This window comes from Glutamicibacter sp. AGC84, from assembly GCF_053543575.1.
Window position 1 is genome coordinate 1 of record NZ_JBLVOC010000014.1, and the last position, 18,281, is coordinate 18,281.

The 18,281-nt window shown below is 60.9% G+C and carries 15 protein-coding genes, 2 tRNA genes and 2 rRNA genes; 13 read left to right on the top strand and 6 right to left on the bottom strand.

Annotated features, from left to right (window positions below; translation table 11 throughout):
- Positions 1-35: 35 nt before the first annotated feature.
- From rrf (ACNPN0_RS08675) to rrf (ACNPN0_RS08685), 3 genes are all read left to right on the top strand, one after another.
- Positions 36-152, top strand: a 5S ribosomal RNA gene (rrf, locus tag ACNPN0_RS08675).
- Between the two features lie 292 nt (positions 153-444).
- Complete coding sequence (locus tag ACNPN0_RS08680) at positions 445-1,227, top strand: SDR family oxidoreductase (RefSeq protein WP_448938314.1); 783 nt, start codon at positions 445-447, stop codon at positions 1,225-1,227.
- 144 nt (positions 1,228-1,371) lie between these two features.
- Positions 1,372-1,488, top strand: a 5S ribosomal RNA gene (rrf, locus tag ACNPN0_RS08685).
- 128 nt (positions 1,489-1,616) lie between these two features.
- On the opposite strand, the gene ACNPN0_RS08690 is transcribed toward rrf (ACNPN0_RS08685), so the two are convergent.
- The 3 genes from ACNPN0_RS08690 to ACNPN0_RS08700 all read right to left on the bottom strand — a co-directional run bounded on the left by ACNPN0_RS08690 (position 1,617) and on the right by ACNPN0_RS08700 (position 5,034).
- On the bottom strand, positions 1,617-2,684 hold the full coding sequence (locus tag ACNPN0_RS08690) for an ABC transporter ATP-binding protein (protein ID WP_105659109.1): 1,068 nt from the start codon (positions 2,682-2,684) through the stop codon (positions 1,617-1,619).
- A gap of 65 nt (positions 2,685-2,749) precedes the next feature.
- Positions 2,750-3,529 (bottom strand): trehalose-phosphatase, encoded by a 780-nt coding sequence (otsB, locus tag ACNPN0_RS08695; RefSeq protein ID WP_448938313.1) that lies wholly within the window; start codon positions 3,527-3,529, stop codon positions 2,750-2,752.
- Positions 3,530-3,570: 41 nt separating this feature from the next.
- Positions 3,571-5,034: an alpha,alpha-trehalose-phosphate synthase (UDP-forming) gene (locus ACNPN0_RS08700; protein WP_448938312.1), complete on the bottom strand. Its 1,464-nt coding sequence runs from the start codon at positions 5,032-5,034 to the stop codon at positions 3,571-3,573.
- A gap of 400 nt (positions 5,035-5,434) precedes the next feature.
- On the opposite strand from ACNPN0_RS08700, the gene ACNPN0_RS08705 reads away from it, so the two are divergent.
- The 5 genes from ACNPN0_RS08705 to ACNPN0_RS08725 all read left to right on the top strand — a co-directional run bounded on the left by ACNPN0_RS08705 (position 5,435) and on the right by ACNPN0_RS08725 (position 10,346).
- A complete protein-coding gene (locus ACNPN0_RS08705) occupies positions 5,435-6,301 on the top strand; it encodes a DsbA family protein (protein ID WP_332487742.1) in 867 nt (288 codons plus the stop codon).
- Positions 6,302-6,472: 171 nt separating this feature from the next.
- Positions 6,473-6,546: transfer RNA gene (locus tag ACNPN0_RS08710), tRNA-Thr, on the top strand.
- A 163-nt stretch (positions 6,547-6,709) separates the two neighbouring features.
- Positions 6,710-7,660: a DUF808 domain-containing protein gene (locus ACNPN0_RS08715; RefSeq protein ID WP_448938311.1), complete on the top strand. Its 951-nt coding sequence runs from the start codon at positions 6,710-6,712 to the stop codon at positions 7,658-7,660.
- Between the two features lie 107 nt (positions 7,661-7,767).
- Positions 7,768-9,417, top strand: coding sequence for an HsdM family class I SAM-dependent methyltransferase (locus tag ACNPN0_RS08720; protein WP_448938881.1), 1,650 nt, complete (start codon positions 7,768-7,770; stop codon positions 9,415-9,417).
- A complete protein-coding gene (locus ACNPN0_RS08725; protein ID WP_448938309.1) occupies positions 9,414-10,346 on the top strand; it encodes a hypothetical protein in 933 nt (310 codons plus the stop codon). Before ACNPN0_RS08720 ends, ACNPN0_RS08725 begins: the two co-directional genes overlap by 4 nt.
- 4 nt (positions 10,347-10,350) lie before the next feature.
- Here ACNPN0_RS08725 and ACNPN0_RS08730 read toward each other — a convergent pair whose 3' ends face one another.
- A complete protein-coding gene (locus ACNPN0_RS08730; protein ID WP_332487736.1) occupies positions 10,351-10,968 on the bottom strand; it encodes a GNAT family N-acetyltransferase in 618 nt (205 codons plus the stop codon).
- 410 nt (positions 10,969-11,378) lie between these two features.
- Here ACNPN0_RS08730 and ACNPN0_RS08735 point away from each other — a divergent pair.
- Positions 11,379-11,455: transfer RNA gene (locus ACNPN0_RS08735), tRNA-Val, on the top strand.
- 56 nt (positions 11,456-11,511) lie between these two features.
- On the opposite strand, the gene ACNPN0_RS08740 is transcribed toward ACNPN0_RS08735, so the two are convergent.
- A complete protein-coding gene (locus tag ACNPN0_RS08740; protein ID WP_402696643.1) occupies positions 11,512-12,558 on the bottom strand; it encodes an LLM class flavin-dependent oxidoreductase in 1,047 nt (348 codons plus the stop codon).
- 201 nt (positions 12,559-12,759) lie between these two features.
- On the opposite strand from ACNPN0_RS08740, the gene ACNPN0_RS08745 reads away from it, so the two are divergent.
- On the top strand, positions 12,760-14,430 hold the full coding sequence (locus ACNPN0_RS08745) for a threonine/serine ThrE exporter family protein (protein ID WP_448938308.1): 1,671 nt from the start codon (positions 12,760-12,762) through the stop codon (positions 14,428-14,430).
- Here ACNPN0_RS08745 and ACNPN0_RS08750 read toward each other — a convergent pair.
- Positions 14,427-15,200, bottom strand: a complete 774-nt coding sequence (locus tag ACNPN0_RS08750; RefSeq protein WP_448938307.1) for a uracil-DNA glycosylase — start codon at positions 15,198-15,200, stop codon at positions 14,427-14,429. The two genes, ACNPN0_RS08745 and ACNPN0_RS08750, sit on opposite strands and share 4 nt — an antisense overlap.
- 155 nt (positions 15,201-15,355) lie before the next feature.
- On the opposite strand from ACNPN0_RS08750, the gene ACNPN0_RS08755 reads away from it, so the two are divergent.
- The 3 genes from ACNPN0_RS08755 to groL all read left to right on the top strand — a co-directional run bounded on the left by ACNPN0_RS08755 (position 15,356) and on the right by groL (position 18,228).
- Complete coding sequence (locus tag ACNPN0_RS08755; RefSeq protein ID WP_332728154.1) at positions 15,356-15,646, top strand: DUF3263 domain-containing protein; 291 nt, start codon at positions 15,356-15,358, stop codon at positions 15,644-15,646.
- 42 nt (positions 15,647-15,688) lie between these two features.
- Complete coding sequence (locus ACNPN0_RS08760; RefSeq protein WP_105659121.1) at positions 15,689-16,294, top strand: LytR C-terminal domain-containing protein; 606 nt, start codon at positions 15,689-15,691, stop codon at positions 16,292-16,294.
- A 296-nt stretch (positions 16,295-16,590) separates the two neighbouring features.
- Complete coding sequence (groL, locus tag ACNPN0_RS08765; protein WP_105659122.1) at positions 16,591-18,228, top strand: chaperonin GroEL; 1,638 nt, start codon at positions 16,591-16,593, stop codon at positions 18,226-18,228.
- Positions 18,229-18,281: the final 53 nt, after the last annotated feature.

The following is an 18,281-nucleotide window of genomic DNA, read 5'->3' on the forward strand; positions in this document are numbered from 1 at the left end:
CAGGAAACGTTTTGGTTTGTGTGCTTCGTGATTGTTACGGCGGTCATAGCGTGGGGGAAACGCCCGGTCCCATACCGAACCCGGAAGCTAAGGCCCACTGCGCCGATGGTACTGCACTCGTGAGGGTGTGGGAGAGTAGGTCACCGCCGGACTTAACTTGAGTAGATGGTTTGAGGCCCTGGTACCGTTTGGTGCCGGGGCCTCACCTGTTTAACGAGAAGGGGGAGGGGGAATTGGGCAGCTGGCGCTGCCTGGTTCCTCCTCCCCTCCTGCTTTAACCTCGATAGCTGCTAAGCGACTAAGGCAACCACAAACACTTGACTTAGGCATCATTGTTCAAGGGGCCACTCGAAATGGGCATAGTGTGGGATATGAGCGAGGCTGCGACTGACCCATCGACGGTGACTCGACTCGTCTTCCAATTGCGAAAGAGGGAAACCGAACGTGAGAACTTATGTCGTTACTGGCGCTGCTTCCGGTATTGGCGCGGCCACTGCAGAATTGATTCGAGAACGTGGGCACAAGGTCATTGGAGTTGATCTACGCGATGCTGAGGTCACTGCTGACCTATCGACGCAGACGGGCCGGCTAAGTGCCATCAGCCAGACCCTAGAGCATTCCGAAGGCAAGATTGATGCGGTCATCGCGGCCGCAGGCATCTCGGCTCCTAAGGCGATTACCGTCTCGGTAAACTACTTCGGCGTAACCAGGTATCTGGAAGGCCTGCTGCCTGCATTGGGACTCTCGCAGTCACCACGCGTGGCCGTGGTTTCCTCGATGGCCTCGATCCAGCAGAATTCCGCTGAACTCGTTGATGCGTTGCTTGCAGGCGACGAGGAAGCAGCCCTGGCCATTGGTGCAGCCTTGGAAGCCACTGGCCCGCGATCCGGTTACCTGAATTACCCGTCCTCCAAGCGTGCGCTGAGCCGCTGGGTTCGCCGCGAGTGCATCTCGGAGAAGTGGGCCGGCGCAGGGATCCCATTGAATGCTGTGGCTCCTGGCACCGTGATCACCAACATGACCCGGGACCTATTGGCGACAGAAGAAGGCAAATCGATGGTTGACCAGAATGTGCCGATGCCATTGAACTACCACTCTGAAGCCGTGGTAATTGCCAAGCTACTGCTGTGGCTAACAAGTGCAGAAAATACTCACGTCACCGGGCAAACGATTTACTGCGATGGCGGTGCCGAGGCTACGCTCCGCGGGGATGATATCTGGAGCTAGCCCAGTTAGCCGGGTATGGCGAAGGACACTATTGCTAACGCGTTCTGAAGTGGCGCATCCACTGCGTGCTTGATATAGTTATGGAGTTGTCGCAATCGCGAATGACACCGTAGTTTTCCCATGGCTAGCCATGAGGTATAGAGTTACGGCGATCATAGCGTGGGGGAAACGCCCAGATCCATACCGAACCTGGAAGCTAAGACCCACAGCGCCGATGGTACTGCACTCGGGAGGGTGTGGGAGAGTAGGTCATCGCCGGGCATAATTTGCCGAAGGCCCCGAACTTTTGTTCGGGGCCTTCGATGTTTAACCGGACTCTCGCGCAGCGGACTTAAAGCCAATGGCGGCTTAGAGTTCAATTTCCAAGCCGCCATTGGCGCTAGCCAGTATTAGGCGTTGTCCAAGCGCAGACCGCTTTCCGTATCAAACAGGTGCGCGTGCTGCAGATTTGGTGCAATATTGATGCGCTGTCCACGTGCGGGAGGCGTACGGCCGTCAACACGAACCACGACTATCTGAGTTTCGCCGCCTAGCTCTGCCGAACCGTAGATGTAGGCATCTGCGCCGAGCTCTTCAACAACGTCGACAACAATCTCCACGCCTTCGCCGGCACCGACAATCTCGATGTCCTCTGGACGGAAGCCCAAGGTGACTCCACCCTGTGCTCCAGGCGCATCGATAACAGCTGAACCGAAAGCAACCTGTCCATTGGCAGACTGCAACTGCACCAGGTTCATGGCAGGAGACCCGATGAAGCCTGCGACGAAGACATTGCGTGGGCGATCGTAGAGCTCACGAGGAGTGCCTACCTGCTGCAACTCGCCGTCCTTGAGTACGGCAACGCGGTCACCCATAGTCAAGGCTTCCACCTGGTCGTGGGTCACGTACACGGTCGTGACACCGAGTCGGCGGGTCAGCGACGCAATCTGGGTACGGGTCTGCACGCGCAGCTTTGCATCGAGGTTGGACAGCGGTTCGTCCATCAAGAACACCTGGGGCGAACGAACGATGGCGCGACCCATGGCCACACGCTGACGCTGGCCGCCAGACAAGGCCTTGGGCTTGCGGTCCAAGTACTTCTCCAGATCGAGAAGCTTGGCTGCTTCCAGCACGCGCTTCTTGCGTTCCTCCTTGTCGACGCCGGCGATCTTCAAGGCAAAGCCCATATTCTCGGCAACGGTCATGTGGGGGTACAGCGCGTAGTTCTGGAAGACCATGGCGATGTCGCGGTCCTTAGGCGGAACGTTGGTCACATCCTTATCGCCAATGAGAATACGACCGGAGTTTACTTCTTCCAAACCCGCGAGCATGCGCAGGGTGGTGGACTTGCCGCAACCCGAGGGGCCGACCAGGACAAGGAATTCTCCATCTTGGATTTCCAAGTCGATAGCGTCGACGGAAGGCACAAGTGCGCCCGGGTAAATGCGGGTGGCCTTTTCAAAGGTCACAGTTGCCATGATGACAATCCTTTCACGGGCAGGTACGTGCCCGACGATCCGTAGTGAAAGTGAGTTGGGACACTTCAGTGTCGCATGGAAATCAGACTTTTCAAAAGGTGTGGTAATTCACTTGGCGAAAGGATATTATGCGCGGCCGCAGTTGGTCCAGGTCCCACCTTGATGCCCAGATCCGCTGCGCCAAGCACCTTGAATCCGTTCTCGTCGGTCACGTCATCACCGACAAAAAGGACCGCTTGGACGTCGAGTACTTCACGCAACCACTGCAGGCTCTGGCCCTTATCGCCGTGATGCACGGTGGCCTCTAGCACCGCTTTGCCTTCAAGCAGTTTGATGCCGTCCAAATCACCTAGCGCCTGCCGCGCCTGTGCCAGGGCCTTGGCGGCAACATCAGGTGTTGCCTGGCGGACGTGCAGGACCGTGGCCGACGGTTTGTACTCCACGCTGGCGTTCTGGTGCATCGCAGCGACTCGTTCCAGGCGCTGGGTAATTTGCCCGAGCAGCTCGGACTGCCTTGCGGTCAGCGGCTCATCGTGCCAGATCGCGCCCAGCTGTTGCGGAACCAAGCGCTCGGCACCGTGCGAACCAATGCGAATCTCTGGACGAGGCTCAGGATAGACCTCGCTCAAGGACTGCAGGTTACGCCCCGACACCACCGCGGTGTATACCCCGGGACTGGAAGCCAGCTGCTCGAAGGCAGCAGCAGACTCTTCCAGCGGCCGGGCCTCTTGCGGCCGGTCAACCAGCGGCGACATCGTTCCGTCAAAGTCCAAAGCAACTAGTACCCGCTGATGGGCAGCAAATTCAGCCAGTGCGGCCTGCAAGGCAGGGTCAAGGTCAGGCAATGGTATTCCTCATCGGAGATCAGGATTCCCGTCGGAATCTTCTAGCGAACGATTTCGTGCACGGAGGTGGCCGCGTTGATCTCGGCCAGCTCGGCCAGGAAGTCCTCGGACCACTTCGAGACGTCGTTGAGCGCCAAGTGGCGGTTCATGCGTTTCATCCGGCGTTCCTGCTCCGTCTCATTCATCTGAACCGCTTCAACGATCTTGGCCTTCATCCCGTCGATGTCGTGCGGGTTGACCAGGACCGCCTGGGTCAGCTGATCTGCAGCGCCGGTGTACTCCGAGAGCACCAGTACGCCGCGACCATCCTGGTGCGCAGCGACGAACTCCTTGGCCACCAGATTCATCCCATCGCGCAGGGCCGTGACCAGCAGGACATCGGCTGCCAGATACATGGCGATCATTTCGCGCAGCGGATAGGACTGGTGCAGGTAGCGCAGGGTGGTGTGGCTCAGGGTGTCATGCTGGCCGGTGATCTGCCCGACCATGAGCTCGACCTGGTCACGCAGCTCGATGTAGCTGTCCACGTTTTCCCGGCTGGGGCTGGCTACCTGGATCAGGCAGACATCACCGGCGCGCAGAGTCTGGTCGGAGAGCAGCTCGCCATAGGCCTTCAGGCGGTGGCGAATGCCCTTGGTGTAGTCCAAGCGGTCCACGCCCAGCATGATGGTTTTCGGATTGCCCAGCTCATGGCGGATCTGGGCGGCACGGGCAATGATTTGCGGATCGCGTGCGAGCTTGGCGATTTGCTCGGTATCGATGGAAATCGGATGCGCATTGGCACGGCAGAGATTCTGCATGTCGTTACCGGCTGGGGGCGAAGCCACATCGCCCTTGGTGGAGTAGTCGGTGAACCGGCGCAAGCAGCGCAGGAAATTGCTCGCATCGGTTTCGCGCTGGAACCCGACCAAGTCCGCGCCGACCAGTCCCTGCAAGATCTGGGTGCGCCAGGGCAGCTGCGAAAACAGGCTGGCCGCCGGGAACGGTATGTGCAGGAAGAAGCCGATTTTCAGATCGGGTCGCGCCAGCCGCAGCATCTGCGGAACCAGCTGCAGCTGGTAGTCGTGGACCCACACGGTAGCGTTCGGGGCCGCGATTTCCAGTACGGCATCGGCGAATCGCTGGTTGATCCTCTTGTAGCGGTCCCACCAGGTGCGGTGGTACTCCGGTGGCACGATGACGTCGTGGTAGAGCGGCCAAAGCGTCGAGTTGGAGAAGCCCTCGTAGTAGAGGGTCAGGTCATCCTCATCCAGGGGGACCGGAACCAGATGGATGTCATCCTTGTCGAAGCTCTCCAGCTTCTCGCCGATACCGCCATGCCAGCCTACCCACGCACCTTCGGACGCAGCCATGACCGGTTCCAAGGCGGTAACCAAACCACCGGGGGAACGCTGGAATCCTTGCGATCCGTCAGGATTGGTGATGCGGTCCACCGGAAGGCGGTTGGCTACAACCACAAAATCGTAGGAATTTTCGGTCTTTGTACTCGGCGCTGGGGTACCCACTGCAAACCTCCTGGTTTGTTCAATCTGGTTCACCGGCGTGGTGCAGATTCGTCGGTTCTGAGTGAATGACATCTCGTCAAATTTCCTCGCTCTTGCTATTTAGCCTAGTGAAAACTGACTGCTAAGGGAACGAAGGGACGGATTTCTCCGTCATATGGGCTACTTCTGCGCATGTGCCGTGTGGTCAGCAAAGGACGGGCAGCAAAGAAACGATATCCGCCAATGACTTGGTTTAACGCTCAACTTAAGGTTTTCGAAGCACTTTGGGTGCTGTATGCGAAAGATATGTGAGTCCTGTGAAGGTGGGGGAATCTTGAGTTTTCAAGGATATTGGCGCTCGGAGTTGGCTAAGCTTGACTCCAGATGATAGTTGTCCGCTGACCAAGGAACCGCCAAATTTATGTCTACAAATAATCCGCGCCCATCGAAGGCAGAGCGAACCGCGAGTGCCCGAGAGAAGGCGGCGCAGATGCGTGCCGCTCAAGATGCCGCTCAGAAGCGCAAGTCGCTTTTCGTGAAGCTGGGCGTATTGGCCGCAGTCATTGTGGTCATCGCACTGGTAGTTACCTTGATCGTGCAGAACAACAACGCAAAGGTGGCAGACTCCGGCGCCGTGCCGCAGGGCGCTACCGCAGCCGGTGGCATCATGGTCACCTCGCCGGACACTGTCGCGGAGAAGTCCATCGAGAATGTTGATATCAAGACGCTCGAAGCACCTGCCGAGGCGCCATCGCCTGCTACCCCACGCGACCTGACGGTGGCTGAAAAGGGCGAACCGATCAACATCGCCATGTACGTTGACGCCAACTGCGTTCACTGTGCAGACTTCGAGGCTACCTACGGGGACCAGATCGAGGAATGGCTGGCCAACGGCGACGTCACCGTTGAATACCGCAACGTCGGCTACCTTGACCGTGGTTCAGCAACCAACTTCTCCTCGCGCGGCGCCAACGCATTGGCTTGCGTCGCCGACGAAAGCCCAGAAGCCTACATGGGCTTCGTCAAGGCGCTGTGGGGCCACTACCCAGAGGGCGAGATGAAGAACGCCGAGCTGGCCGATCTGGCGATCCAGAATGGCGCTGCGCAGTCCGTTGAAAGCTGCATCGCAGATGACAAGTTCCGTCCATTCGTCCAGTACACCACCACTGCCGGCCAGTACGATGGCGTGGCTGGCACCCCATCGATCTTCGTCCAGGGGGAGGTAGTCGATCTGGCAAAGGAAGACTTCCCAACCGCAGTGAAGGAAGCAATCGCTGCCAACAAGTAAGTCGAACCGGTAGCCTCTGGACAATTGTTCGGGATCCGGTAGTATCCTTATTGATCTCGCACCCCGACCGATGGGAAGGAAGCCACTGCTGGCTTCCTTCCCATCGGCATTTAACTCGGAGCATCGCCAATTCGCAGTGCCGCAGGGTTTTCGGATATTCTTATTCGGTACGCCCCCTTAGCTCAGCTGGCCAGAGCGTCTGTCTTGTAAACTGAAGGTCACCGGTTCGAATCCGGTAGGGGGCTCTGACCTGGTCCTGGACCAGCAACGGGAACCGTGTCCATGAATCTTCATGGCGCGGTTTCTTTTTTAGCCCCAGATCATGCCCGAGCCAGCGTCGCGCCTATGGCAGGCTCAAAGATCCCGCCGGTAGAATTTTGCGCAGAACCTATATTTGAGGAGCCGACCATGGCCGGAGGCCTTGCAGCACTATTGGACGACGTGGCGGCGCTGGTGAAAGTCACCGCGGCATCCCTTGACGACATCGCGCTGGGCGCTGGCAAGGCCAGCACCAAATCGCTAGGCGTCGTCATCGACGATGCGGCAGTCACCCCTCAGTACGTGGCCGGGCTCTCGCCCAAGCGCGAGCTTCCAATCATCTGGAAGATCGCCGTTGGGTCTATCCGGAACAAGATGCTGTTCATCCTTCCGGTGGCGCTGGTCCTATCGCAGTTCGCTCCATGGGCGCTCACCCCGATCCTGATGATCGGTGGCGCCTACCTGGTTTTCGAAGGCGCCGAGAAGCTGCTTGAGGCGATGGGCGCGATCAAGCACCACACTCCAGGCGGCAAGGAGGGAGTGCGCGACGAGAAAGCGATCATCGGATCTGCAGTGCGCACAGACCTCGTGCTTTCCGCGGAGATCATGGTCATCTCGCTGAACGAGGTGTCCCACGAGCCGTTCTTGAATCGCGCACTGATCCTGATTGTGATCGCCATCCTGATGACCGTCGTGGTCTATGGCGCCGTGGGCTTGATCGTCAAAATGGACGACATCGGCCTGCACATGGCCTCCAAGCCGCGCCAGCTCACGCAGAAGATCGGGCGCGGCCTGGTCAAGGCGATGCCCATCGTGATGTCCATCCTGAGCAAGGTCGGCGTGATCGCGATGCTCTGGGTCGGCGGGCACCTGCTGCTGGTCGGCATGGACGAACTGGGCTGGCACGCACCGTACGGCTTCGTGCACCACGTGGAACTGCTGGTCCACGACGCGACCGGCCAGGCTGGCGCCGTGCTGGGCTGGCTGGTGAACACCGCCTTCTCCTGCCTTGCCGGTTTCATCATGGGTACCGTGATTACCGTCATCATCCTGGGCATCCAGAAGCTGCGCCACAAGGGCAAAGCCGAAGCAGAGCACTAGGAACAGGAACCAGCCAGATGCCCGCGCACGTAGAATAGAGAAGTTGCCGCCCGGACTCGGTCTACCGGTCCAGCCGAACTGTCTGGCCTACGTGGAAAGATCGATGCGTGTTGAGTAGAGAATTGACAGATCAGGCCACCGCCCGCCATGCGCGCGGAGCCTACTTCACCCCGGAACCCGTTGCCAGCTTCATGGCGCAGTGGGCGCTGGGGGAGCAAGGATCCAAGGTCCTGGAACCCTCCTGCGGTGAAGCGCAATTCCTTGCCGCTGCCCATCCGGTGCTCGCAGATGGCCGAGACCGGGTCGAGCTGGTGGGCCTGGAACTGCACGAACCATCGGTGCAGGCCGCCCGCGAGCGGATGAGCGCGGCCGGGATCGACGCGCGCATCGAGCACGCCAACTTCTTCGAGGTCACCGGCAACGCCGAGTTCGACGCTGTCATCGGCAACCCTCCCTACGTGCGCTACCAGTTGCACCGCGGAGCTGACCGGCAGCTCTCGCGCGCCGCGGCCAAGGCCTCGGGCGTGGAACTGAATGAACTTGCCAGCATCTGGGCCGCTTTCGTCGTGCACGCCACCAGCTTCCTTGCCGTCGGCGGGCGCCTGGCCCTGGTGCTTCCGGCAGAGCTGATGTTCGTGAACTATGCCGGACCTGTCCGCCAGATGCTGCTTGAACGCTTCGCCAGCGTGCACCTGGCCGTCTTCGAAGAGCGCTTGTTCGCAGACGCGCAGGAAGAAGTGGTGCTGCTGCTGTCCGAGGGCTACCGCGAAGGGGCTAGCGGTTCCTTCAACCTGCACCAATTCCGCAATGCGCTGGATCTGCAAGCCCTGGGCGAAGGCACCCGCCACACCCCAGTGCGCATGAACGAGCGCTGGACCGGTTCCCTGGTCGGCCTTGAAGCCCAGGGGATCTTGGCGGCGGCACTGGCCGCCGGCCGGATGGCGCCGCTGCAGTCCTGGGGCGAAACCTCGCTGGGCGCAGTCACCGGCAATAATAAGTGGTTCACCCTCTCGGCCCAGCAGATCCAGGACCTGGGGCTGGCCCGCGAGGACCTGATCCGGATCTCGCCTCCGGGCTCGCGCCACCTGCGCGGGCTGGAATTGAGCGAGGACGGCTGGGAAAAGCTCGCCGAGCACGGGGCAGCTGCCTACATGTTCCGCCCCGGAGCGGAACCCAGCGGCGCCGGTGCGCGCTTCGTGGCCAGCGGTGAACTGCAGAACGTCGACCAGGCCTACAAGTGCAAGGTGCGCTCCCCGTGGTGGCGGGTGCCGGTGCTCTCGGTGCCGGACCTGTTCATGACCTACATGAACGCCGACACCCCGCGGTTGACCGCCAACGAGGCCGCGGTGCACCACATCAACTCGATCCATGGGGTGTACCTCGGCGCCGATGCGCGCGAGCTGGGCCGCGAGCTGCTCCCGGTGGCATCGCTCAATACCCTGACCATGCTCGGAGCCGAAATGGTGGGCCGCTCCTACGGCGGCGGCATCCTGAAGCTGGAACCGCGTGAAGCCGACCAGCTGCCGGTCCCGGCGATCGGCATGGTGCAGCGCTATGCCCGGCAATTGCGTGCCATCAAGCCGGCGGTGCGTGAACTGCTGGTGCAGGGGCGCAAGCAAGAGGCCACCGACCTGGTGGACGGCGTGGTGCTCGAGCAGCTGCTCGGCTTGGAGCCGGATGCGCTGGAGGCGGTCCGCACTGCGCGAATGAATATGCTCGAACGCCGCAAGGCCAGAAGCAAAGCCGTGAGGGGATGACCGTGGCCAATCCTGCGATCGAAAAGACCTTGGCCTTTGCCGAATTCGATACCACGTTGATGTCAGCGGCGAAGGATTCGCCCTGGCTGGGCAATGGCGCGGTAACCGAGGAATTCAACCCGTCCTTCCCGGTGCTCGAACGCCTGCTGAGCATCCCGGTCCGCAACAAGGCGGTCACCCGTTCGGGCCGCTTTGCCCAGGGCGTGGACGCATGGCTGGCCCATGAATTGCGCCGTGCCGGATTCGATGCGGATCTGGTGTGGCCGCGTCCCGAGGCGCCCCGGGTCTTGTCCAGCGACATCCTGGAACTGCTGCGCAAGCTGCCGGAGCGGCTGGCCGACGAGGTGCACGAGTCCATCATGGCGGGCAAGGCGGGCAGCATCGACGCGCGCATCCTGGGCCGCGCCTACATGAAGCAAACCGACGTGGTGATGACCCATTGGTCCACCGGTCCAGAACTGCTGCTCAGCACCAAGGCGATGACCTCATCCTTCGGCAAGAACCTGGCCAACCGCTATGAGGAGGCCTATGGGGATGCGGCTAACCTGCGGGCCCGCTACCCGCTGGCAGCCGTCGGGTTCTTCTTCGTGCAGCGTGCCACGATCCTGCAATCCGAGCCGGCCGCCTTCCGCCGCACCGTGGACATGATCCGCAAGCTGCGCGACTTCGGCGACGGCTTCGGGTACACCGCCACCGGCCTGCTGCTGGTGGATTGGGATGAGAGCGCAGAGGATCCCGAAGTGAAATGCGTCCACGCTCCGGTGCCAGCGGATATTGCCGCGCCGCAGTTCCTCAACGCCATGGTCGATGCGGTCCTGAAGGTCACCCCGATCGACCTGCACGAGGCCGCTCGCGCTCGCCGGGCCGGAGAAGTTGCCCCGCTGCCGGGCCACGGCTCCGTGGACGAGCAGCAGGACGCCCTGTTCTAGGCGCTCACATCACCGGCACGGCGGAGGCCGAATCATCGGATCCGAACTGCGCGGCGAATCCCTGGACCGGAGCCGGGCCGGCCATGAGGCTCGGGGCTGGCATCGCACTTTCGGGAAGGTGGATGGCCACGTGGTCCTCGGAGGCCTGCGGCAATTGCGCGGCCCACTGCCATGCGGCCTCGGTGGCCCGGTAGATGAACTTGAGCTGCCCATCGTGCTCGAAGCTGCGCTCGCGCTGCCACAGCTCCGAACGCTCGTAGAAGGCCCAGGATGCCGGGTTCTGCGAATCGATGACGCTGATCGGGGTTTTGCCCGAACGCAGCGCGTGGGCAAGGCGCAGCGACGTCGCATGCTGGCGGATGCCCAGGCGGCGATAGTCCGGGCGCACGGCCATGCAACCGAGCTCCACGGCGTTCATCGAAGAAGTCGGGGCAATGATGGAATCATGCACGAGGCCTGCGGCAACCAAGGTGCCCTGGTCGCGCACGGTCACAAGCAGCGAGAGCCGGTCGAACTTCTGGTTCCAACGCTGGTCGACCAGGGGGTAAAGGGTCGCTAATTCGGCGCGCTGGGCCGGCTGAACGCAGAGGGATGACAAGGAAAAGTTCAGGTTTTCAAACACTGGGGTACGGTCCTAAATTCTAAGAACGAACGAAAGATGAGGCTTTTGCGCGGTGGAAAAATCCACTGCGCGGTTTCGTTGGCCTTGAGGGGACCGATGCCGGCGGCTTCCGGCAACTTCCTTGTAGGGTCCAGTTTGAGCTCGATGAGCTAAAAAAATTATGGAGTCTAAAGTCCCTTTTTGACAAGTGGAAATGGATACTTTTAGGTGAATCGCAAATAAACTATTCGGCGTTGTTTTTCTGCTCTACTCATTGTGTGAACCGCGACTGTTCGAACCTGCGCTGGAAGCGGCATTTCGGCGTGTTCTTGGGACGGATTCCGGGCGCTGGAACCGGTGGCCGATTTGGAGTGAGGTCCACGGCCCGGTAGGATTGCTTATGCGCTTGGCTTGCAAGTCAGGGCGCAGATGGATCTTTAGCTCAGTTGGTTAGAGCGTTCGCCTCACACGCGAAAGGTCGCTGGTTCGAGTCCAGTAAGATCCACCAAGAACGAAAGCCACCGCAATGCGGTGGCTTTCGCTGTTTCCGGAACAGCCCGGATCCTAGGCGCCAAGCAGCTGGTGCACCATGGGCTTGACCTCTTCTCCGAGCAACTTGATGCTGTTCATCATCGCCTCGTGCGGCAAGGAACCGGCAGAGTACTTGATGTCAACGCGCGACAAGCCCAGCTGCTGGGCTACCTTGGCCATCTTCCGTGCCACAGTTTCCGGGCTGCCGGCCATCATGGCTCCCTCGGGCCCCATGGAAGCCTGCAAGCGCATCTTGCTGGCCGGCGGCCAGCCTCGTTCGGCGCCCAGTCGATTCATGGTGCGCTGGTAATGCGGCCAGAGGGTTTCCAGGGCCTCCTGGTCGGTGGAAGCCACCAAGCCATGGAAGTGCGCCGAGACCGGCAATTCTCCATGGCCGAACTCCTTCAGCGCACGGCGGTAGAGGGTGGCCAAGCCTTCGAAGGCCGAGGGCTGGCCGCCGATAATGGCCAAGCACAACGGCAAGCCATGCCGGGCCGCGCGGGTGACCGACTGCGGGCTGCCACCCACACCCACCCAGGTGGTCAAGGGCTGGTCTTCCAGCAGCGGGTAGATCTGCTGGTTGCGCAAGGCGGCGCGGTGCTTGCCCTGCCAGGAAACCGGCGTGCCGTGGCGGAGCTTGGCCAGCAGATGCAGCTTCTCTTCGAACAGGTCCTCGTAGTCTTCAAGATCCAGGCCGAAGAGCGGGAAGGATTCGATGAAGGAGCCGCGGCCTGCGATGATCTCGACTCGCCCGTTGGAGATCGCGTCCAAGGTGGCAAAGCGTTCGTAGACGCGCACCGGGTCGTCGCTGGAGAGCACGGTCACCGCGGTGCCGAGCTTGATGCGCTGGGTAGTGCTGGCCAGGGCGGCCAGAACGATCTCGGGGGAGGAGATGGCATAGTCATCGCGGTGGTGCTCGCCGACACCGAAGAAATCAAGGCCCGAGGCTTCGGCCTGCTGCCCCTCGGCGATGACATTGCGGATCACCTGGGCATGGCTCAGCGGGTTGCCCTGGGCGTCCTCGGTGATGTCGCCGAAGGTCTCGGCTCCGATTTCTGGCAAAGGGAACTGCGTATTCATTGGATCCTCCGGATTATATGCAAACACATCTAACTTCTGCATGGTGCAACCAACTGCCGAGCGCCGGTATTCCAGTGGCCGAAAATACCCTTAAATGTGTTCGGCGATACCTCCCGAATTCGCCACGTTCCCGACAACTTTTCATGCACGGGTTGTATGGTGAATCCCATGGGAAAAACTTTGGATGAGGGGGCATGATTCGTGGCGCATCGATCTAGCGAGGAACAAGCCGCCTCGTCGAATGCCGTAGGCGAGGATCCGGCTCCGCTAGCTGGCGTCTTGCCCCGCATTGCCACTAGTGAGATCAACATGGGCTTCCATCCGGCAGAGCCCGCCGAAGAGTCGGCAACGGCATCAGAATTGCCGCTCAATACGGCGGTCAGCGCCAACGTGGCGGCTGCCGATGTCTCGGATATCGAGTGGCGCACCGGCCAGGTCCACACCACCGATGAGGGCATTACCCTCATGCCTACCCGCGCCAACCCGGTGGCCCGTCGGCTGCTGGCGAAAATGTGGATCTCGGATACCCCTCCCACCGAGGCGCTGAACATCGTTGAGCGCCTGCAGGGCACCCCCTACGCCAACCCCAAGGTCAATGTGGACCAGGACGCGTCCAACCGGCGCACCATGGAGTTCGCGCTGGATTTGGGCGAGACCTTGATCCGCTACGGCGCAGGCGCCTTGGAAGTGGAAACCAGCGTGATCGCGGTGACCGCGGCACTGGGCCTGAGCCACTTGGACGTGGACATCACCAACCAATCCCTGCATTTGAACTACAGCCCGCCGGACGCCGAAAGCTACTCGGTGCTGCGTGTGGTCCGCTCCTACACCTCGAACTACGCCGGCATGGTGCTGGTGCACGAACTCGTCTCGGATATCATTGCCGGCGGCGTATCGCGATCCGTCTCAGCGAAGCGGCTGAAGGACATCACGCGGCAGCCCAAGCCGTTCCCGCGCTGGATCGTCGCCTCCGGCCGGGCCGTGTTCGCGGCCGCGTTCGTGCTCTTCATTGGCGGCTCGTGGGCTGGTGCGCTGGTGGCGATGCTGTCCTCGAGCCTCGTGACGCAGATCGGCCGATACGGCTCGCGCTGGAGGGTGCCCGAGTTCTTCACCATCGCGGCCTCGACATTGGTGGTCACCGGCATTGCCTTGCTGGGGCACCAATTCCACGCTCCGCTGGATCCGGCGCTGGTGGTCTCTGGCGGCATCTTGCTGCTGCTTCCGTCGGGCAGATTCGTTTCGGCATTGCAGGATGCCATCAACGGCTTCCCGGTGACAGCGGTAGGCCGGTTGTTCTCGGCCAGCCTGATCTACGGGGCGATCCTCTGCGGAATTGCTACGGCCCTGGTGATCTCGGATCTGCTCGGGGGAGAGAAGGTCGACGTTCACCAGATCGTCCAAACCGACTATCCGGCCTGGCTGCTGGTGGTCTTGGTGGGCGTGGCCATTGTCGCCGGTGCGGTCACCGAGCAGAGCGCGCTGCGCCTGCTGCTGCCTACCGCCGGCATTGCGGTCGGCGGCTACCTGGTGCAGCTGCTGGCCGAAAGCATTGGACTCGGAGACCGGGCCACCCCGGCGCTGGTCGCCACGGTGATCGGTTTCGCCGCGCGGCTGGCAGCGGACAAACTCCGCTCCCCGCAGCTGGTGCTAGCGGCTCCTGCGGTCATGTTCCTGCTTCCGGGCCTGATGATCTTCCGCGCAATGTACGGCATCGTCATCAACGTCAATGACACCGCCACGGGACTGGTGGAGATGTTCAACGCCATGGCGATCATGCTCTCCATCGCTGGCGGCGTCGTCTTCGGCGATACGCTGTGCCGTCCATTGACCTCCAGCGCCCGGCGTGAGCGCCGGCGGATCCGCCGACGCTAGGCTTTCGGCAACGACCAGTCAATCGGCTTCTGTCCGCTGTCGGACAGGAGCCGATTGATGCTTGAGAAGGGCTTGGAGCCGAAGAACCCGCGCGAGGCTGAGAGCGGCGAGGGATGGGCGCTTTGCAGCTGCACGGCGTTGGACAGGGACTCGGAGAGTTTCTGCGCATGCTTGCCCCAGAGCAAAGCCGCCGGAGGCCGCGGACGGTCATTGAGCGCGGTGAGGATGGCTTGCAGAATTGGCGCCCAACCCAGCTTCTGATGCGAGCCGGCATTGCCAGCGGCTACGGAGAGCACCTGGTTCAGCAGCAAGACGCCTTCGGAAAGCCATGGACTGAGATCCGGATGCGCAACCGGCTCCAGCCCCAGATCGGACTGCAATTCCTTGTAGATATTGGCCAAGGAGCGCGGCAGCGGACGCACCTGCTTGTTGGCCGCGAAGGCCAAACCATTTGCGTGGCCGGGTGTCGGATATGGGTCTTGGCCAATAATTAGGACCTTGACTTCGGACAATGGCAGGCTCAGTGCGCGGAACATCACCTCCGGTGCCGGCAGGATCTGTTCACCGGCCGCCGAACGGGCCGCCAAATCGGTGGCCAGGGAACGCAGCAACGAGTCCTGCTCGCAGAGTGCCGGTACCCAGTCTGCAGCGATAAACCCGTGGTCGGCCATGGATTGGGCACCATGGTAGAACGGGAAATCCGCCGCTTCGTACACTGGTGTCCGAGCTGGCTGGGGTGCATCGAAAAGTGCTGGCTGCAAATCGTCCATAGGGGTAATTGTGCCGTTTTCTGGCGTGCCTGTGCTCGGCCACACGGTGTTAGGCAAGCAGATTGGTTAGAATATCGGTGGTATGTCTACCGATGGTGGATTACATGCATAACCGAAACCCGAGAAAACTGGTCCAAGGACAGAGGTGAGAACGTATGGCTGAGAATGAATTGCTGGTGGATTTCGTCATGAACCCGGATTCGGAATTGGATGAGCGTTCGCAACAGATCCTCAACCTGGAAAAGTTGTGGTGGAAGTATGCCGGGGCCAAGGAACAAGCCATTACCAAGCAGTTTTCGATGTCGCCGACGAATTACTACCAGCTGCTGAACCAGCTGATTGAAACCGACGCGGCACTGGCCTACGACCCGATGTTGGTCAAGCGCCTGCGCAGAGCACGTTCCACAAAACGTCGCGTGGGCGGTAAGGTCGGCACGGGACAATAACCCTGCCTGCCGTGACCAATCAGACCTCGAGCAAGGACAAGAATGACCAACTACCCGCGTGACGAATTTGATCGCGTTCCGGAGTTCAGCACCCGTGTGGGTTCGCACCACGCCCACGGATGGGCGCAGTCCGCCGCGTCGAAGTCAACCGGTGGGAAATTGCGCTGGGTAGTGCTGACCGCTGTACTCGTGCTGGTGATCGGTGCCTTGTCCTTCATCTTCGGCCCTCAGCTCAAGGAGACCCTCGCGACTTCCACGGGAAGCGACACCTCGCAAACCCAGGAAGTCACCGCCGAGCCCTCCGTGGAACCCACTCCTAGTGAATCCGCATCGCCAACGAGCACCATCGATGACGAAGACGTGCTCTACGGCCAGCTGATTGGCGTGTACAACGCGGCAAGTGTTGCCGGTCTGGCTAATGAAGGCGAAGATGCCATGGCCGAAGCCGGGTTCACCAGCATTGTGGCCGACAACTGGACCAGGCCCGCAGAAGTCTCCACGGTTTATTACATGTCCGAGTCCTACCGGACTACCGCTGAAAAAGCTGCAGAAATCCTGAATATCGACGAAGTTCTGCAGACCAGCAACATTCCGAACCGGGTCACCGTGGTTCTGGGCTCCGATGACACCCTGGGGCTAAACGAATAATTCGTTCATAATTCCATTCGCTCAGAGCCGATCGGCTTGCACTCGCCATGCGAGAATGCCAATATTTGTATTAGCACTCATGCGTTGCGACTGCTAACGCCGGTCGGCTTTTGCGTTCTCCAAGAACTCCATGAAGCACCGGACAGCGGACGCAGGGCGTGGGCGTGGAAAATACCTCAGATAGCGAGAGCTGAAACGGTTGCTGGCCCGATGCCGCACCGGTCCACTCGTCCGTCGCGGGCGCTGTCTGTCGGTTGCATTTTCGCAAAATCGTCCCGAAAGGACCGTACGCCACAATGGCTAAGATGATTGCATTTGACGAGGAAGCACGCCGCGGACTTGAGCGCGGCCTGAACACCCTTGCTGACGCGGTGAAGGTCACCCTGGGCCCACGCGGCCGCAACGTTGTTCTGGAAAAGAAGTGGGGCGCTCCTACTATCACCAACGACGGCGTGTCCATCGCTAAGGAAATCGACCTCGAAGAGCCTTACGAGAAGATCGGCGCAGAGCTGGTCAAGGAAGTTGCCAAGAAGACCGACGACGTCGCTGGCGACGGTACCACCACCGCAACCGTGCTGGCACAGGCACTGGTCAAGGAAGGCCTGCGCAACGTTGCCGCAGGTGCTGACCCAATCGCACTGCGCCGCGGTATCGACAAGGCCGTAGAAGCTGTTACCGCTGAACTGTTCGCCGCTGCGAAGAAGGTCGAATCCAAGGAGCAGATCGCTGCTACCGCTTCGATCTCTGCTGGCGATCCGGAAATCGGCGCACTGATCGCTGAAGCTCTCGACAAGGTCGGCGAGCAGGGCGTTATCACCGTTGAAGAATCCAACACCTTCGGCCTGGAGCTGGAGCTGGCAGAGGGCATGCGCTTCGACAAGGGGTACATCTCCGCTTACTTCGTCACCGACGCTGAGCGCCAGGAAACCGTTCTCGAGGACCCTTACGTCCTCATCGTGAACTCGAAGATCTCCTCGGTCAAGGACATGGTGACCTTGCTGGAGAAGGTCATGCAGTCGAACAAGTCGCTGCTGATCATCGCCGAAGATGTCGAGGGCGAAGCCCTGGCTACCCTGATCCTGAACAAGATCCGCGGCCTGTTCAAGTCCGTTGCTGTCAAGGCTCCGGGCTTCGGCGACCGTCGCAAGGCCATGCTGACCGACATCGCTATCCTCACCGGCGGCCAGGTTGTTTCCGAGGAAATCGGCCTGTCCCTGGATAACGTCGGACTGGAAGTCCTCGGTACCGCCCGCAAGGTCGTTATCACCAAGGACGAGACCACCATCGTTGAAGGTGGCGGCGAAGCCGACGCCATCGAGGGACGCAAGGCGCAGATCGCAGCCGAGATCAAGAACACCGACTCGGACTACGACCGCGAGAAGCTGCAGGAGCGCCACGCAAAGCTCTCCGGCGGTGTCGCTGTGCTGAAGGCCGGCGCTGCTACCGAGGTAGAGCTCAAGGAGCGCAAGCACCGCATCGAAGATGCCGTGCGCAACGCCAAGGCAGCTGTTGAAGAAGGCATCGTCGCCGGTGGTGGCGTTGCACTGATCCAGGCTGGCGCTGCAGCATTCGAGAAGCTGGTTCTGGAAGGCGACGAAGCTACCGGTGCGAACATCGTTCGCGTTGGCATCGAAGCCCCGCTGAAGCAGATTGCCCTGAACGCTGGCATGGAGCCAGGCGTTGTCGCTGACAAGGTCAAGGGCCTGCCAGCAGGCCACGGCCTGAACGCTGCAACCGGCGAATACGTGAACCTGCTTGAAGCTGGTGTCAACGACCCAGTGAAGGTGACCCGTTCGGCACTGCAGAACGCGGCATCGATCGCTGGCCTGTTCCTGACCACTGAAGCTGTTGTCGCAGATAAGCCAGCTCCTGCTGGCGCTGCCCCAGCCGGTGGCGATGACATGGGTGGCATGGGCGGAATGGGCGGCTTCTAAGCTTCCCGCACGCACTAAGCACGCAGTAATCGCGCCGATGGCCCGGATCCTTT